General features: G+C 31.9%; 19 protein-coding genes and 1 pseudogene. 5 read left to right on the forward strand and 15 right to left on the reverse strand.

The window, feature by feature from the left end:
* Positions 1 to 12: 12 nt before the first annotated feature.
* Genes KA894_RS06425 through KA894_RS06460 form a run of 8 tightly spaced genes read right to left on the reverse strand, consistent with a single transcriptional unit; the run spans position 13 to position 6,437 of the window.
* Positions 13 to 462, reverse strand: coding sequence for a Na+/H+ antiporter subunit G (locus tag KA894_RS06425; protein WP_103372816.1), 450 nt, complete (start codon positions 460 to 462; stop codon positions 13 to 15).
* Complete coding sequence (gene mnhF2, locus KA894_RS06430; RefSeq protein WP_019468408.1) at positions 437 to 739, reverse strand: Na+/H+ antiporter Mnh2 subunit F; 303 nt, start codon at positions 737 to 739, stop codon at positions 437 to 439. The genes KA894_RS06425 and mnhF2 overlap by 26 nt, the downstream gene beginning before the upstream one ends.
* Positions 736 to 1,218, reverse strand: a complete 483-nt coding sequence (mnhE2, locus tag KA894_RS06435; RefSeq protein WP_096810805.1) for a Na+/H+ antiporter Mnh2 subunit E — start codon at positions 1,216 to 1,218, stop codon at positions 736 to 738. Before mnhE2 ends, mnhF2 begins: the two co-directional genes overlap by 4 nt.
* Positions 1,218 to 2,720 (reverse strand): Na+/H+ antiporter Mnh2 subunit D, encoded by a 1,503-nt coding sequence (gene mnhD2, locus KA894_RS06440; RefSeq protein ID WP_096810806.1) that lies wholly within the window; start codon positions 2,718 to 2,720, stop codon positions 1,218 to 1,220. The genes mnhE2 and mnhD2 overlap by 1 nt, the downstream gene beginning before the upstream one ends.
* Positions 2,710 to 3,057 (reverse strand): Na+/H+ antiporter Mnh2 subunit C, encoded by a 348-nt coding sequence (mnhC2, locus tag KA894_RS06445; RefSeq protein ID WP_096810807.1) that lies wholly within the window; start codon positions 3,055 to 3,057, stop codon positions 2,710 to 2,712. The genes mnhD2 and mnhC2 overlap by 11 nt, the downstream gene beginning before the upstream one ends.
* Positions 3,054 to 3,479: a Na+/H+ antiporter Mnh2 subunit B gene (gene mnhB2 / locus KA894_RS06450; RefSeq protein ID WP_096810808.1), complete on the reverse strand. Its 426-nt coding sequence runs from the start codon at positions 3,477 to 3,479 to the stop codon at positions 3,054 to 3,056. The genes mnhC2 and mnhB2 overlap by 4 nt, the downstream gene beginning before the upstream one ends.
* Positions 3,466 to 5,862 carry a DUF4040 family protein gene (locus KA894_RS06455; protein WP_103372815.1) on the reverse strand — a complete coding sequence of 799 codons (2,397 nt, stop codon included), beginning with the start codon at positions 5,860 to 5,862 and terminating at the stop codon, positions 3,466 to 3,468. Before KA894_RS06455 ends, mnhB2 begins: the two co-directional genes overlap by 14 nt.
* 23 nt (positions 5,863 to 5,885) lie before the next feature.
* On the reverse strand, positions 5,886 to 6,437 hold the full coding sequence (locus KA894_RS06460) for a tyrosine-type recombinase/integrase (RefSeq protein ID WP_096810810.1): 552 nt from the start codon (positions 6,435 to 6,437) through the stop codon (positions 5,886 to 5,888).
* 146 nt (positions 6,438 to 6,583) lie between these two features.
* Between KA894_RS06460 and sroA the strand changes: the two genes are divergently transcribed.
* Together sroA and KA894_RS06470 are read left to right on the forward strand one after the other, a co-directional pair.
* Positions 6,584 to 6,790, forward strand: coding sequence for a sigS mRNA-stabilizing protein SroA (sroA, locus tag KA894_RS06465; RefSeq protein WP_096810811.1), 207 nt, complete (start codon positions 6,584 to 6,586; stop codon positions 6,788 to 6,790).
* A gap of 14 nt (positions 6,791 to 6,804) precedes the next feature.
* Positions 6,805 to 7,023, forward strand: coding sequence for a DUF2922 domain-containing protein (locus KA894_RS06470; RefSeq protein ID WP_096810812.1), 219 nt, complete (start codon positions 6,805 to 6,807; stop codon positions 7,021 to 7,023).
* A 380-nt stretch (positions 7,024 to 7,403) separates the two neighbouring features.
* Here KA894_RS06470 and KA894_RS06475 read toward each other — a convergent pair whose 3' ends face one another.
* The gene (locus KA894_RS06475; protein ID WP_096810813.1) at positions 7,404 to 7,640 is read right to left on the reverse strand and encodes a hypothetical protein; all 237 of its coding nucleotides are present in this window, start codon (positions 7,638 to 7,640) and stop codon (positions 7,404 to 7,406) included.
* Between the two features lie 250 nt (positions 7,641 to 7,890).
* Between KA894_RS06475 and KA894_RS06480 the strand changes: the two are divergent.
* The 3 genes and pseudogenes from KA894_RS06480 (at position 7,891) to sarA (ending at position 10,614) form a co-directional block, all read left to right on the forward strand.
* A pseudogene (locus KA894_RS06480) lies at positions 7,891 to 8,820 on the forward strand (DMT family transporter).
* Between the two features lie 118 nt (positions 8,821 to 8,938).
* A complete protein-coding gene (locus KA894_RS06485; RefSeq protein ID WP_182478033.1) occupies positions 8,939 to 9,877 on the forward strand; it encodes an efflux RND transporter periplasmic adaptor subunit in 939 nt (312 codons plus the stop codon).
* A gap of 362 nt (positions 9,878 to 10,239) precedes the next feature.
* Entirely contained in the window at positions 10,240 to 10,614 is a 375-nt protein-coding gene (gene sarA / locus KA894_RS06490; protein WP_096810816.1) for a global transcriptional regulator SarA, read from the forward strand.
* A gap of 380 nt (positions 10,615 to 10,994) precedes the next feature.
* On the opposite strand, the gene KA894_RS06495 is transcribed toward sarA, so the two are convergent.
* The 6 genes from KA894_RS06495 to KA894_RS06520 all read right to left on the reverse strand — a co-directional run bounded on the left by KA894_RS06495 (position 10,995) and on the right by KA894_RS06520 (position 16,206).
* Entirely contained in the window at positions 10,995 to 11,795 is an 801-nt protein-coding gene (locus KA894_RS06495; protein ID WP_103373493.1) for an alpha/beta fold hydrolase, read from the reverse strand.
* Positions 11,796 to 12,141: 346 nt separating this feature from the next.
* The gene (locus KA894_RS06500) at positions 12,142 to 12,852 is read right to left on the reverse strand and encodes a hypothetical protein (RefSeq protein ID WP_103373492.1); all 711 of its coding nucleotides are present in this window, start codon (positions 12,850 to 12,852) and stop codon (positions 12,142 to 12,144) included.
* A gap of 164 nt (positions 12,853 to 13,016) precedes the next feature.
* On the reverse strand, positions 13,017 to 13,523 hold the full coding sequence (locus tag KA894_RS06505; RefSeq protein WP_096810818.1) for an SA0570 family protein: 507 nt from the start codon (positions 13,521 to 13,523) through the stop codon (positions 13,017 to 13,019).
* Between the two features lie 131 nt (positions 13,524 to 13,654).
* Positions 13,655 to 14,452 (reverse strand): alpha/beta fold hydrolase, encoded by a 798-nt coding sequence (locus KA894_RS06510; protein WP_107644188.1) that lies wholly within the window; start codon positions 14,450 to 14,452, stop codon positions 13,655 to 13,657.
* A 3-nt stretch (positions 14,453 to 14,455) separates the two neighbouring features.
* Positions 14,456 to 15,154: an HAD family hydrolase gene (locus tag KA894_RS06515; RefSeq protein ID WP_096810820.1), complete on the reverse strand. Its 699-nt coding sequence runs from the start codon at positions 15,152 to 15,154 to the stop codon at positions 14,456 to 14,458.
* Between the two features lie 101 nt (positions 15,155 to 15,255).
* Complete coding sequence (locus KA894_RS06520; RefSeq protein WP_096810821.1) at positions 15,256 to 16,206, reverse strand: FecCD family ABC transporter permease; 951 nt, start codon at positions 16,204 to 16,206, stop codon at positions 15,256 to 15,258.
* Positions 16,207 to 16,289: the final 83 nt, after the last annotated feature.

Consider the following 16,289-nt stretch of genomic DNA (forward strand, 5'->3'; position numbering starts at 1 on the left):
AAAGGCTTAAAATTAATATATGTCTTGTTCTTTTTCATTTACTTTACGTCTGCGTTGTTCACGTACTTGAGCACGTTTTTTTAATTGATCAAACGTATCATTTTCTGTAGCGCTTAATAAGATACTTGTTTGTTTAGGAGCATCACTTTTTCGGTACATATAAGCGCCCGTACGATATGCTGCTCTAGATATTAAATGCCCTCCAACAGGAGAGGTTAAATTGATAAATACCAATGCTAAAATCATTCTGACACTTAGGTACCCTTGAGAAGAAATAAAATAAATAATCACGCCAACAAGTGTTAACAATACTGACAATGTAGAACTTTTCGTAGAGGCATGACTTCTTAAAAATACATCATGGAATTTAATTAGGCCAATCGCACTAATTAAAGCGATAATACTTCCTAAAAACATCATAAAAGCTGCAATTAAATTAACGATTTCGCTTGTTATTTGCATTAAAGACATGCCCCCCTTCTATAAATCTAGAGATAGACACAGTACTCACAAATGAAATAATCGCGATTAATAAGATAGAATCTAGGAATGAAAAAGTACCAAATACAATACTTAACACGCCCACCGTCGACATTAATATCGCACTAGCAGTATCAAATGCAACCACTCTGTCAGCAGTAGTTGGTCCTTTAACTAATCTAAATAAAGTTAAGATTAACGCAATACCAAATAAAATAATTGAACTAGTTATAAAGAAATTTATCAATGATTCGATCATTCTGCCACCTCCAATATGAGACCTTCATATTGTCTAATGCTTTTTAGCAGTTTCTGTTTTTCTTTCTCTGAAATGTCAATTGCATGTATAAAGATTTTCTTTCTTTCTTTTGAAATTCTTATAACCGTTGAACCAGGTGTAATAATAATAAGTATAGTTAAAAATGAAACTTCCCAATCTGTTTCCAATGTCGTTTCATACGTCACTAAGCCTGGATTTAAATCTTTCGTTTTAAATAAAATATAATTGATGGTTGTCATGCTTGATGTGATTAACTGGTATAAGTAAACAGCTAAAAATTTAATAGCCACCCATACTTTTTTCAAATAAAACTGTTGGCCGAAAAAGCGATGCAGTATATAGATAACTACTAAACCAATCAAGTAACCCGAGAAGAAGGTAGAGGCTCTAAAAGATTCTTCGTCTTGAAATAACACCCATAAAAACGCAATGACCATATTAAGTAAGACTTGTCTCATTATTTATCCTCCTTCACTAAATGAGGATTCACCATTTTTTCATATAATCCGTCATCCATATTCATGTGGGTAGCATTATCTGTCACTTTAAAAATTAATGGCGCTGCCAGGCCCATCGCTAATATTGTTGCAACAAGCACGCCTATCAAACCTTTACGGTATGTAGGAACTGATTTAAATTCTAATGGCTCTCCTTTTTGAGCATTACCGAGATACATGGTAAAGAAGATTCTAAACAAGCTAAACATGGCAATTAGGCTAGTTAAAATCATCAATGCTAAACCAATGTAGTTACCATTCTCAAGTGCTCCTTCAAAAATAAACACTTTACCTGGGAAACCGCTAAATGGTGGTACGCCTCCAATTGCTAAAATCATCACCACAAAAGCTACGCCAAAAAATGGTTCTTGTTTCGCTAAACCATATAAATTTTTGTATTGTCGGTAACCGGTAATGTACACCAAACTACCAATTATAAAGAATAGTAATGTTTTTACAACAATATCATTCGCCAGATAAAAGATAGCGCCATTAACACCGGCAAATGTATTTGATCCTAAACCTAATATGATAAATCCAATAGAAAGGATAACCTGATATGCTGCTATCTTTTTTATATCTCGATAAGCTAGTACGCCAAACGCACCTATTAACATAGTTACACAAGATAAAAATACAAGCAGTGGATGCGTAATACCATTATGACTATCGAATAATAATGTAAAGAATCGAATTAACGCATAAGCACCTACTTTTGTCATCAGTGCTGCAAATAATGCTGCTAGTTCAGTATTTAATACTGCATAAGCTTTTGGTAACCACATGAACAACACAAGTGCTGCTTTCGCACTGAAAGCAATTAAAAACACCATCGAAATGATGACAACTGAACTTTCACCATGCATTTCACTTAATCTTTGGGCAACTAATGAAAAATTCAAAGTACCCGTTAGCTTATACAGCAAGCCAATTCCTAATAATAGTAACCAAGAACCTAATATATTAAGAACCACGTAAATGATAGCTGCACGTAATTGTTCGACTGATTGTCCCAACGTGACTAACACAAACGAAGCCAGTAACATCACTTCGAACATAACGTATAAATTAAACAAATCAGCTGTTAAAAATGATCCAATCACGCCGACTGTTAAAAACAAAATAAAACTCGGCAAATAGTAACGGATGGCTCGTTTTTCCTTTCTACCAAAGCCATACGCCATGATTAATGTAACGACAAAACTAGAAGTAGTTACCATTAATAGACTTAATGAATCACCCACAAACTGAATGCCATACGGGGCTTTCCATCCACCGAAATCTAAAGCAATTGGTTTATCTCTCATTACATGAATCAATAATAATAAAGATATAAGTGTCGTGACAGCCATTGTTCCAATTGAAAAAATTCTTGAAAGCCTACTCTGTGTACGAATAAATACAAGTACGAGCCCGCAGACTGCTGGGAGAAGTAATGGTAGAATTAATAAATTACTCATCATTATTGTCATCACCTCTTAGCACATCAATTTCATCTTCTTTAGTTACTCGATACGTTCTATATACGAGCACAAGTAAAAACGCAGTCATAGCAAAACCAATCACAATAGCAGTTAATACAATCGCTTGTAGCAATGGATCCACAAAGTTTTTGCTACTTTCACCAATAAGTGGTTCAACCATGTTTTTACCGTACTTACCCATGCTCATAATAATTAAATTTCCTGCATGCGTATAAATTGAGATACCAATAACAATACGTATTAAGTTGACGGATAATATCATATACGTTCCTATAAATATTAAGAAGCCAATAACCATTAATAATATCAAGTTCATGAGCGACCACCACTTATAGAAAGCATAACCGTCACTACAACACCGACTACCGCTAATACAATACCAGCTTCAAATATTGTCACAGTTGTTAAATGTACTTCGCCTAATATCGGCAATTGGACATGTGCATCAGTTTGGTAAAGGAACGGTTTACCAAAGAACATTGGAACGACAGCAGTAGCAAATGACACCAATGAACCAATAATCATTAATATTCTAAAATCAAGCGGTAAAGCGACTAATACTTGTTTAACATCAAAGGCCAAGAACATTAATAAAAATGCAGAACTGAAGACAAGTCCACCAATAAATCCGCCACCCGGATTATTATGCCCAGCTAAAAACAAGTAGAAGCCAAATGTTAACAATATAAAGACTACGATTTTGGTGATTGTGCGTAAGACTACATCATTCTCTTTCATCTTGACCCCTCCGTTCTTTAAAGTTAAGTAATGTATAGATTCCTAAACCAGCGATAATTAATACCATTCCTTCAAATAAGGTATCCATAGCACGGAAATCACCGAGAATTGCATTTACAATATTTCTACCACCTGCTAATTCATATGCATCATGATAGAAAGTAGAAATTGTTGGCATCGTTTCAGCTTGTTGAGCAATAAAGACAAGCATCACTACGATAATTGCCATTGCTAATGAAACGATAATCTTGACGGCCTCACGTTTTTTATGCACTTTCGTACGTGGAACGTTTGGTAAACGTGAAAAACTTACGATAAACAATATAGTAGTAATGGTTTCAACTACGAGTTGTGTTAATGCCAAATCAGGTGCTTTCATCAAGATGAAAAATATTGTTACACAATAACCAACGATACCATTTAATATAACCATCGTTAAACGTTGTCGAATAAATGTTAAGGCAATACCTAAAATAAAGACAACGATTAATGTGATAATTTCTAATGGACCAAACTCACTGACATGTATCTGTTTAACATCCGGAAAACCAGCTTGAATAATACCGTAGACCACTACGATGATGAAAATAGCTAATGTTAATGTAATATAGTGATTCAAACGGTTATTCATCAATGTGCGAATACTATATCCAGAATAATTTTCAAATTGTTTATATGAATCTAAGTATAAATCTGTAATAGATTTAACTTTAATTTTTTCTGCTTGCTTTTTCCAATTAATTTTAAACACTGCTATAAATCCTACAACAATTACAATTAAACTTAATATCAGTGGTAAATTAAAACCGTGCCATTGAGAAATATGTGGTGCGATGTCATCTACTTTTTCTCCAATTGTGATACTTCGTAATGCCGGTAAAATAATATAATGACCAAATAAATTTGGTATAAAGAACACGACCGGTAACAAAATCATCATAATTGCAGAAGGTAATGTAAATAAAAATGGCTCATGAGGCGTTTGTACTGGTAAATCTGCTTTTTTAAATTCACCCCAGAACACTTCTTTAATCATGTAAACTGCATAAATAAGCGTAAATATACTGGCAGTCACGCCTATAAATGCAATCATTATAGTTAAAATTAAATTAAATTGTGGTAATTGATGTGAACTTACCAAACCTTCAAAAAACATTTCCTTACTTAAGAACCCATTAAGGAATGGTATACCTGCCATAGATAAGGCAGAAAGTAACATAACTATATGCGTAATCGGTAGTACTTTCCTTAAACCAGATAATTTACGGATATCTCTTGTGCCTGTTTCATGGTCAATAATACCTACGCCCATAAATAATGCACCTTTAAATAACGCATGGTTCATCAAATGAAACAGACCCGCAAAGAGTATAAGTCCATAAATTTTTGAGAGCTCACCAGTGGTATGTTGTGCAAAACCACCGCCAAGTCCGACCATCGAAACAATCATACCTAATTGACTAATCGTAGAATAAGCCAAGATGGCTTTTAAATCATATTGACGTATGGCATTAATTGCGCCAAAAATCATCGTTATTAACCCTACAAAGGTAACAGAATATATATAGAAATCGCTTAGACCTAAAACAGGTGTAAATCTAAATAGTAAAAAGATACCTGCTTTAACCATTGTGGCAGAATGTAGATAAGCGCTCACCGGTGTTGGTGCTTCCATAGCTTTGGGTAACCAAATATGGAAAGGAAATTGCGCTGATTTAGTAAATGCGCCTAATAGTAACATAATAATAATTGGTATAAATAAATTGCTTTCGGCTATTTTGTCGCTTTGAGCAATAATAGATGAAATAGAATTAGTTCCTGTCACAGTGTAAATCATGATAAACCCTGTCAGTAATGCAAGACCACCAAATACTGTGATTATAAATGATTGAATAGCGCCAAACTGACTTGCTCCTTTATCGTACCAATAAGCAATGAGTAGAAAAGATGATACACTTGTCAGTTCCCAAAACACGTACATCAAAATAGTGTTATTTGAAGTCACAATACCTAACATACTGAACATAAATAGTAATAAATATATATAAAAGCGTGGTAAGTGATCATGTTCTTTTGATAAATATTGTGTTGCATAATAAAACACTGCTAACCCAATAAGTGATATTAACAAACTAAAAAATAAACTTAATCCATCTAGCTTAAAATCTATGTTGATATCTATTAAGGTGAGCCATGGTATTTTTACTGAGACAAATTGTCCCTTCATCACTTGCGGTATTTGCCACAAAAAGTAAACAGAAGAGATAATTGGTGCTATTAAAGCTATTAGACCAGAAATTTTGTGAAATTTACGATTTGTCATCGTAAGCAATACTACTACCATTATTAAAATAATCGCACTAAGTAGATAAATGAAACTCATTCTATCCCCCCTTTAAGTATAATTTATAAATTTAAAGCTATTGTTGTTTTGCTTGATTTCGTAGAGATACCAATAAACTTCATCGTTTCAAACGTGGTCTGGTGCCCCAAATATTTTTGAATAATTGATATAGATATACCAGATTGGTATGCATGATACGCAAATGTTTTTCGCAACGTTGTCAAACCAATGTGTAACATACCTAAATCTTCTGCGGCAGTATGAATAATACGGTAAGCTTGTTGCCTAGATAGACCTTTTAGTGTCCTATTTGACTGAAACAAAAGTTCACCATTTTCTAATTGTTGTTCTGTGATATATGCCATTAATTCATTTCTTAATGTTTCTGGTAATCTAATTTGAATCCTAGGGGCGTGCGTCTCCACCCAATAATATTTTACACCCTTATCTTCAATTCTTACATCTTGCACGTTTAAATTTAATAAAGAAGAAAGTTTCACACCCGTATGTATAGCAAACTTAAATAATAGATAATCACGCTGTGACTTAGACTTTAACGCTTCGTACATCGCTTTTATCTCATTAATATTTCTAATAGGATCTACTTGATTCATACATTCACCTCTGAATTCATTAATGTTCCATATTTAATGATATATCATGATTTTGTCACATGAAAGTATTTTGTCTAATTTTTTTAAATTTTTTTGCCCTTTTTGCAAATGAAAAACGATATATATAGTGAAAGGAGGTTACACAAATGAATCAAATCAGTCAACTAGCAGTCACCATGTCGCGCACATCCTATGATAAAGATGGTAAAGCTACTCAATTCAAGCGTCATTTTGCAAATTTAAATACTGAAGCAACTACTGACCAAATTAAAAGCTTTAAATCTATTATCGAACAAATTACTGGAGAAAAATTTGAAACTGTTGAAATTATCAAAACTGAAACAGTGAACTAAGGAGGTAAACTAAGATGACACAAACTTTAGAACTTGTATTTATTGACGCCGTGAATAAAGATATTAAAATACAAATACCGAAAATTGAACACTTCATCAATGAAAGTGCTGTAAAAGATGGAATGAATAAGTTGATTACACTAGATATATTAAGACCAAAAGCTGGCATTCCAACGAAGGTACATGCGGCACAAATCATCGATAAATCTACAAAACTTATTTTTGAGGTTTAATTAAGGTGTAGTAAGACCAAAAAAGCTATATAAACTAAATATCATGCATAAGTGCTAACTAACATTAAAAGGGATACAAGAATTATTAATACACTTGCATGGGATGATACTAAGGCCAAGTGGGTTACATGAACTAATGCCCATGCATCATATCACTAACGCGATAAAATTGAGAAGTGATACTTTAGCGTTAGCACTTTAGAAAAGTAACACCTTATCAACTAATACCAACATTAAACTCAAGGCTGAGGCATCATTGAATTTATGGTGTCCCAGCCTTTTATCTATTAATATGCGAAAAATACGTTCCAGTAATCATAGATGTTCCAATTAAGCCGTAATTACAATTTTTGTACGTATCCTTATCACTATCCATTGCATTAACTATTCCTGCAAGGCCGCAACCTAACTGTATCACCGAAAAACACTTTACTTTTCCCCAATTTTTTACACATCGTGTACTGATCAAACACTTCAATAACTTGGGCAAGGTTTTTATACGATCTTCTAGGATTTAAAACTTCTATAAATTGACCTTTATGAACTCCTTCATTACTTCCTGCGCTTATAAAAAACGTTTCTTCATCTAATAAGCGTATAATCGAAAGTTGTTTCAATGTAAATTGCCACCGCTTCTTTAAATATTTAAATTACCATAAAATAATGATCCCTAATTTTTATGAGTATTTTTTATAATTTTGATTGATTCGTTTTACTTTTAAAAATCAATCAATGTAACTATTTTATTATATTTCTTTAATTGTGTACATCATTTTATGTACAGATTTATACACGACCACAAAATAATATAGGCATATCTGCATCTTTCCTATATAATGAAGTTATCTCTATAGAAAGCGTGATTTAATGATTCTTTTATATTTAGTAGGCATCATTGCTGGAATGGTTGTTCCATTCCAAACTTCAATTAATTCAAGGTTGAGTCTTTATACAAAATCCTCATTTTATGCTTCAACCATTTCTTTTGCTACTGGCACAATCTTTTTAATTTTGATTAATTTAATTACAAATCCGCATGTTTTTACTACACAATTTTATAGTGACCAAACTTTGAGTTATGTGTGGTTTATCGGTGGTATACTTGGGGTAGTATTTTTAACTGGGAACTTATTATTACTTCCAAGATTGGGCGCTTCCTTAACAGTAGTTATGACTGTCGCTGGACAAATTATTATGGGCGTTACAATTGATACATTCGGTTGGTTCGGCGCAGATGTAGAACCTTTTACTATATTTAAAGTGTTAGGTATCTTATTTTTAATTTTGGGGATCATTCTTATGAATTAAGTACGCAGAAACCCAAAAGATAAAAATATGAATTCTAAAGTTTATATTTGGCTCATAATTGGATTTATATTTGGTTTTTGTCCTCCAATACAAACAGCTATCAACAGTGCTTTAGGCCAACAAGTGCATTCATCTATATTAGCATCATTAATCTCATTTATAATTGGAACAATAACATTATTTATTTTAACAATGATTTTCAACAGAACACTTAAAATGACTACTTACCATTCACAAAAAGGTAAATTAAAACCTATTTATTTCATTGGTGGTATCTTGGGTGTAATTTTTGTTACTACAAATATTATACTAATGCCTCATCTTGGTGCAGCATTAACTACAATCATTGTGATGTTAGGTCAAATGTTGATGGGAATTATCATCGACCATTTTGGTCTATTAGGCACATTTGTAAACAAAATCACCAAAAGAAAAATCATCGGCATCATTGCAATGATGATTGGTATTATACTTTTAAGATTATTTTAATAAATAAAGCACAGCGTTATTTACTTTTAAAAAATGGTGGATAACGCTTTTTTTATATGGCAGAAAAGATACAAACACAGTATAATCATTACATTAAAACATTAGAGGTGATAAATTATTGAAACGTATCTGTATTCTACTACTCGCATTGCTTATCTTATTTAGCACAACTGCATTATTTTTATGGTTATATTTAAAATCAAAAACAACCTTCATCGCAAATAACCAAATTGAAACGATAAAGGTTACCTACAAAAAGCCCCAATACTTCATAGGCAAACAAGAGCCTTCTCAGTTAATCACAATCGATTATAATCCAACTAAGGGCGCCATACATGATTGGTATGTTCAAAACCAATCGAAGGTAGCACAAAATCAACCACTTTTCGAATACTATAATCCCCAAATCGAACAGCGCATTACTTTAAAACAAAGACAACTCGCTCAATTAACTCAAAACAAAACATACGCATCTACGAACTATGATTTAGCTATAAAAAATCTAGAAACTGAAATTGCGCAACTACAACCTCAATTACGCACAACCATCTTCGCTCCTATCTCTGGTATAATTAACATAAATTACACATATTCTTCTTTAAATAAGTTACCATTGGTTCAAATATACGATGCAACACCTATCATAAGAGCAAAGGTTTCTGAAAACGACCGCCCCTTTTTGCATGTAAAAGATAAATTAAAAATAAAAGCCAAGAACGGGAGGACTTCTAGCGGAGAAATAAAGCAAATTTCTACACTGCCACTCAAGCAAAATCAAGCATCTCAAAATTCCAAATATTTAATTGAAATTACACCAAAACCTGCTTACTTCTTTGGAAGTCATGTTGAAATTGAAATACCTAATACTCAAATTGAAATACCTCGCACAGCAATAGATAATGATCAATTCGTTTACCTGCTAAGAAATAAAAAAATTATTAAAAGGGTTATTAAACTAGAAAAATCGGGTAATAAAAAAACTATGTTGATAACTGAAGGATTAAAGCCCGGCGATGTCATAGCTAGGAATGCTGATACTGTGCGATTTAAAAATTAAATGTGTACAGTATAAATGCCATAATCTTTTAAAATGATATTTGTCTTTTATGTTTTTTATCAAATAGTGACAAATTGTAATAGAGAAGCATTAATTATGATTCAATCATTGGTATTTAAATAATTGAATTAATAATTTAAATCATTACTGTGATGTTTAAACGTTTTTTTGTTTACTTTCTATTTTTATTTAGTTATAATAAACTAAATAATGCTGGTTTTAATATATTTTACCCAAATTTATTAGAGCTGTAAATTATGATAAAAACTTTGTATTCAACTTTGAATTAAGACAAATTATTATACAAAAAGATTTTTAATATGTATATTTGATTGGGCATATAAATTAGGGAGGAATTAAGCATGGCTATCACCAAAATTAACGATTGTTTTGAATTATTAGCGATGGTAACATACGCTGATAAATTAAAGAGTATTATCAAAAAAGAATTTTCAATAAGTTTCGAGGAGTTTGCTGTATTAACATATATTAGCGAACATGAAAGTGAAGAATATTACTTAAAAGATATCATCAATCACCTAAACTATAAACAGCCACAAGTTGTTAAAGCAGTTAAAAATTTATCTCAAGAAGATTACTTTGATAAAAAACGTAATGAGCACGATGAAAGGACCGTATTAATATTAGTTGATTCTAAGCAACGCAAAAAGATCAACGAATTATTATCACGTGTCGACAAACGTATCCAAGCAGCAAATGATGAAAAAGAAGTATAAACAGCTTTTTCTTTCACATAATACATCTATAAATAATTCAAAGTCTGGGTCATGACTAAATGATTCAGACTTTTTTATGCGGCGCTTTGCCAAAGCGGTCTGAGACAAATTTTTTCGCTTAGACATTCTTAGGTTACTTAATCTCTTTTTTAATATAAGAAGCATAAAGTCGCGAAATTAATAAGATATAGTTGCCCAAGTTTTCATGATTTCTATACCCGAATGATATTTTCTTATAATAAGCTGCATTTTTTATTGGTAGTTATTTATTCTGATGTGGTAACACTATGAGTTGAGGCTGTGCCCGTGAAAAGTGTGCATAAAAAACTGTCGACAAAATCAGAGACTTTGTCGACAGTCTAAATAGCTCAGCTAGTTCATTACTCTTGATACACGCTCGGTTTTATAAAGTTCAAAAAAGCTTCTAAAAAATGTTTCGGTTCTTCTATATGGGGAGCGTGGCCTGATTGATTAAATTCAACCAAGGTTAATTTTTTAAACACTTGTTTATACTTATTCAACATTTCTTCAGTAACAAAAGGATCGTATTTACCATTAACGATTAAAGTAGGTATGTCTGTTTCTTCAATTATAGTATCCTTGTTAAATACTGGAAATTGCATTAAAGCTCGTGTAGCAACGGCGCTATCTTCAGCTGATTGCCTATTATAAATAAGCTGTGATTGAAACCACTTTTTAGCCTTTTCTTTGTCTTTGTATATATAAGGCAGTAATAATAATAAAGATTCAGATTTATCAAAACCTTCTATTTCGTCTTCATGTTCAATCATTAATTTATTTAATTCAAATACACTATCTACTAAATTACAGGCAACTAATGTTAATGACTCTACCATCGATGCATATTCATCAGAAAAATGCTTAGCAATGAGACCGCCCATGTCATGCCCTATTAAGTGTGCCTTTTTAACATTTAATTTATGCATCAATATATATAAGTCTTCTACATGATCTTTCAAACGAAATGCATTGGGCTTGGATGACTTGCCATGTCCCCTAACGTCATAAATGATGACGTCAAAGTCGTTTTTTAATTCGTCTTTCAAGTTACATAGAGAAGCAAGATTGCCATCTAAGCCATGAATTAAAATGATAGGAAAGCCTTGACCCTCACGGATATATGCCAATTCAATGTCACAATTAATTCTTACTTTTTCCATTTTGGGCCACCTCCTTTATATGATTTATATACCCTTGTTTAATAATGCTTACGCTCAATTTTAAATATTTAGCCATAGTACCTTCTTTTTCTTCATTCTATAAACTTAATATTAAATTAAACGCGTTAAAAACCTATAGGTCTCGTATGACATACTTATTTTCTAAAAGTGTTTCTTGCGCCTGTCCTGTCTTGGTCAAGATGAAACCACAATATAAGCAACAGCAGATAGATTAGAACTATTTCCTAAGCTAATATACATGTTCGAAATAAAACAATTTTAAATAAAAAAATGCATCTCCATTCAAAAAATGAAGATACATTTTTATTTATTAGTATAAATATTACTATTTTCTAGAAGATATTCTAATCGTGTAATAGATAATCACGATTAATAATAAAACCCAAATTACGATTGAAGCAATTTGTGTAACGATAGGGTTACTAATCATTGCATCTATCGTTTTTTGACAAAATAACAAACCTATGCCAGTAAATTCTAACCTTCTAAAGTAAATACCTGAAATGCTAAAAATGATACCAACAAAAAAGACAAATTGATGTGCGTATATTGTGACAGCTACAATACCTAAATCAAAGCCAAAAGCATGCGCAAAGACTAGTATTAACGCTACTGCAGCAACACTAAGGCCAATAATCCTCTCGAATTTATTACTATAGAGATAATTTTTCCAATCAATTCTCAAATAAATAAAAATTGATATTGGCAAGATAATTAAACAGTAAAAAATGGATAATCCAGTCGCAGCCTGAAATGGCACATATTGTTTGTCATACAAATAGGATAGCAAAATAAAATTGATAATAAAAAATACGATAGGATTTAATTGTAATGTAAATAAATTACGTTGAATCGTTAAAATAATTTCAGCTGGTGACTTTCTTCTGTATTCTATATAATCCAAATCTTGTGCTTCCGATTTTTTCAATTCTTTTTTTAGTTTCCCCTTAATATCATCTATAAGATTTGGGGAAAGACCTTTATGAGTGAAATAATCATTGATATTTTCTACTAATACTTTGTCGTTAACTCTCATGATAGGCTCCTTTTTTATATTAAATAAATACTCTATATATTAATATATGTAAATGACTAACATATATAATTAAACTTTCTCTCATTGTAACAATAAAATAACCGACAAGTATATAGCATTACACTTGTCGGTTTATTATTCATTTTAAATATTACAAGTGAAAGTTATTTACCAATATCAATACGATAAAGCTTGATATTTTTATCACTTGGTGATGAAGAGCTAAATTGGTAAGATACTTCGTTATCTTGAACGTAACCAAAGTTACCTGTCACATTATTATAATGCTCACGCGTAATAGCCGTGTCACTTACATGTTTTTTCACTTCTTTGTATGCAGGACCATTTGTATCATTATAGCTCATAGAAATACGAGTGATTTTACCATCGTTTTTCTTACCATCCGCAGTTACAACAAGTACACCATTATCTTTTTTGAATTCATAATAGTGTTCTGAACCGTCAGGTTTATATGAGTAAATTGGTTTTTTATTATCTTTTAATACAGTTTGAATAGAATTTCCTAATTTTGCACCTTCTAACGATTGATCGCCATGTTGTAATTCAGTAACGTTTTGGATTGAGTTCCCAGATGCCGCTTCAACAGTTCCTGCATTAATACCAGAAAATGTTAATCCTGCAACTAAAACTACTGCACATAACCTTTTCATAAGCACTCTCTCCTTCTATATTTAACTGACTTTTATTGTGCTTGTTTTTATTGTACTATAAATATTACTAAAATAACAGTCATGTTACAAAAAGATTACAAAACAAGTTATCTTGTAATCTTTTTGTGGTACTAAGCTACTGATGGAACTTGCTGTTTTATAAATTCAGCAACATGATTCATAAATTTATCTTTTTCTTCTACAAATGGATATAACCCCGATGCTTCAAAAACTTCAAATCGCGTGTCACCGATATAATCAGCAACTTCTTTCGCTTCGAATACCGTCGTCCGTTCACCATGTTGCCCTACTACAATTAATGTCGGTGCTTTTAGTTCTTTTAAATAATTCATAACATTGTTATCAATAAATGATTCTTTTACTGCTTCAATTTCAGATTTTGTAGACATACTGTTGGTATATTCCACTTGTTTCAAGAATTTTTTAGCTTTCCTTTTAGAATAATATAGTTGTTTATCAAGGAATTTCTGTTGTGCTTCACCATCCCAATTTCTAATCTTATCTGCATATTTTCTATATAAACGCTCTTCAGGCGTGATGTCATTTAATAGTGTAGGATTAACCATTGTTAATGAAGTTACAACGTCAGGATATTGTGCAGTAAATAACGCAGCAATCGAACCACCCAACTCATGTGCTATAATCGAACACTCACTAATATATAAGTAATCTAATAGCTCTTTTATATCTTTAGCATATGTCTTAAAATTAATTTTAGTAGGTTTATCCGAGTAACCATGACCCCTTAAATCAATGAGTACGACTTGATAAGCATGATTAAATTTAGCTTCTAAACCTTGAAATACTGAAAAATTATCAAAAGCAGTGTGAATCATTACAATCGCTTTGCCTTCCCCACTCGTCTTATAGTTTAAAGCTATACCATCACTTGTTGTAAATAAGTTCATATTTTATCTTCCTTTCTTACTAATTGATAATATGGAGAGTAATTCTTCTGTAGTTTTGATTGTAAAATCTACTTCCTCTGGTAATGGCGTAAGATCATTTTCATTATCTTCTTTAAACCAAACACTAATCATGCCCATTGCTCTAGCAGGTGCCACATCATTAAGTGGGTCGTCACCAACATACATTGTCTCTTCAGGTTTGGTGCCGAGTTGAGTTAACATATCTTCGAAAATTTTAGGATGCGGTTTACGGTATCCTACTGTCTCTGAAGTAGATAAATAATTTACATTATCCTCAATCCCTAATGCGTGTAAACGAAACTGTTTAATTTTTGACTTACCATTTGCGATTACACCAGTTAAATATCCATATTGTGTTAATTTTTCTAAAGTATATTGCGTATCATAATAAGGGAATACATACCTATAAAAATGCATTTCAAAATCACTGAATAAATCTTTCCAAGTTAGTCGATCTATATGGAAATCTTTAATTATTGCTTTATACAATTCAGGTTTATCATGATCTTCGTCATCATCCAATTCTATAAATTTCCGTTTAAAATCTTCTAGTTGGATACGTACAAAATAATCATGAAATCTTTCATATTGCTCTTCAATAAATTTTTCTCTAGATTTATTTCTGTCTAATAATGTACCTTCTAAATCAAAAACGATCGCTTTCACATGCGTTAAATCCATAGCTATAACCTCTTTAATCTTATGTTTACCTTACGCCAAATCATAATTAATAAATATCATTATATAGTATAAATCGTTTCTCGACGATAGTCATTTTTAGTTTATTCAATTGCACGTGGTTGCGTAATCATAATATAAAACAATACTGGGATGCCAAGCATTGCTAATATGATACTGGCCGGGATTTCGAACGGGCTTAACAACACACTACCCAGCCAATCAGACAATACCATAACTGTACCACCAATCAACATATTTAACACCATCTGTTGTCCAATATTAAATTGTTGATTTTGACGACGTACAAGTTGCGGGATGACCATTCCAATAAAACCAATAATACCAACGTACGCTACTATAACAGCAGTAATAATAGATGCAATAAACAACACACCATACGTTAGTAATTGTACATTTAATCCGAGCGATTGCCCTTTTAATTGGCCTAATTGCAATATTTTAATTTTTGAAAGTAGGCTAAACAAAATGATGATACCAATAAAAAGTATGATGCCTATATATATTACTTCATTGTACTCTGCTGAAGAAAAGCCACCAAACATATAATTTACTATATTATTCATTTTCTCTTGATTAAAGATGATTAACACATATAAAAAAGCATTAAATAAGGCGCCTATCATAATGCCAGATAATATTAAAGTTCTTATAGGGTAACCTCTAGACATAGCAGTAGTGAGCGCGATAACAATGATTAATGTAATAATACTGAATAATACTGAAAACACTGGCAACCAAATAAATGATAATCCTAAGACGACAGCCACACCTGACCCGAAAGTGGCACCACTTGCTAACCCTAGAGTGAAACTATCAGCTAATGGGTTATTTAATAATGTTTGGAACATATGGCCTGCTAGTGTTAAACCAATACCAGCTAATAATGCTTGTACTGTTCTAGGGATTCTAACTTGAAATAATATAGACTGTGTCAATGCTTCGTGGATATCACCAATATTCCACAACAAACTTAATAACATACTAGTGATGAGAATTAAAAAACAAATGATTAATGCTTTACTGTATTTCATGTATTTTCCACGCTTTCACTAAAATCTCTTAACCTTTAATAATTATAACAAAATGCGTACCAATCATAACTAGCATGGTATAC

Origin of the sequence: Staphylococcus sp. GDY8P131P, assembly GCF_017891975.1 — a bacterium.
Taxonomy (GTDB): Bacteria; Bacillota; Bacilli; order Staphylococcales; family Staphylococcaceae; genus Staphylococcus; species Staphylococcus nepalensis.

Excerpts from the sequence above, each read along its gene's own strand:
- KA894_RS06425 (WP_103372816.1), bottom strand. The coding sequence starts at position 462 with ATGCAAATAACAAGCGAAATCGTTAATTTAATTGCAGCTTTTATGATG.
- mnhF2 (WP_019468408.1), bottom strand. The coding sequence starts at position 739 with ATGATCGAATCATTGATAAATTTCTTTATAACTAGTTCAATTATTTTA.
- mnhE2 (WP_096810805.1), bottom strand. The coding sequence starts at position 1,218 with ATGAGACAAGTCTTACTTAATATGGTCATTGCGTTTTTATGGGTGTTA.
- mnhD2 (WP_096810806.1), bottom strand. The coding sequence starts at position 2,720 with ATGATGAGTAATTTATTAATTCTACCATTACTTCTCCCAGCAGTCTGC.
- mnhC2 (WP_096810807.1), bottom strand. The coding sequence starts at position 3,057 with ATGAACTTGATATTATTAATGGTTATTGGCTTCTTAATATTTATAGGA.
- mnhB2 (WP_096810808.1), bottom strand. The coding sequence starts at position 3,479 with ATGAAAGAGAATGATGTAGTCTTACGCACAATCACCAAAATCGTAGTC.
- KA894_RS06455 (WP_103372815.1), bottom strand. The coding sequence starts at position 5,862 with ATGAGTTTCATTTATCTACTTAGTGCGATTATTTTAATAATGGTAGTA.
- KA894_RS06460 (WP_096810810.1), bottom strand. The coding sequence starts at position 6,437 with ATGAATCAAGTAGATCCTATTAGAAATATTAATGAGATAAAAGCGATG.
- sroA (WP_096810811.1), top strand. The coding sequence starts at position 6,584 with ATGAATCAAATCAGTCAACTAGCAGTCACCATGTCGCGCACATCCTAT.
- KA894_RS06470 (WP_096810812.1), top strand. The coding sequence starts at position 6,805 with ATGACACAAACTTTAGAACTTGTATTTATTGACGCCGTGAATAAAGAT.
- sarA (WP_096810816.1), top strand. The coding sequence starts at position 10,240 with ATGGCTATCACCAAAATTAACGATTGTTTTGAATTATTAGCGATGGTA.
- KA894_RS06495 (WP_103373493.1), bottom strand. The coding sequence starts at position 11,795 with ATGGAAAAAGTAAGAATTAATTGTGACATTGAATTGGCATATATCCGT.
- KA894_RS06500 (WP_103373492.1), bottom strand. The coding sequence starts at position 12,852 with ATGAGAGTTAACGACAAAGTATTAGTAGAAAATATCAATGATTATTTC.
- KA894_RS06505 (WP_096810818.1), bottom strand. The coding sequence starts at position 13,523 with ATGAAAAGGTTATGTGCAGTAGTTTTAGTTGCAGGATTAACATTTTCT.
- KA894_RS06510 (WP_107644188.1), bottom strand. The coding sequence starts at position 14,452 with ATGAACTTATTTACAACAAGTGATGGTATAGCTTTAAACTATAAGACG.
- KA894_RS06515 (WP_096810820.1), bottom strand. The coding sequence starts at position 15,154 with ATGGATTTAACGCATGTGAAAGCGATCGTTTTTGATTTAGAAGGTACA.
- KA894_RS06520 (WP_096810821.1), bottom strand. The coding sequence starts at position 16,206 with ATGAAATACAGTAAAGCATTAATCATTTGTTTTTTAATTCTCATCACT.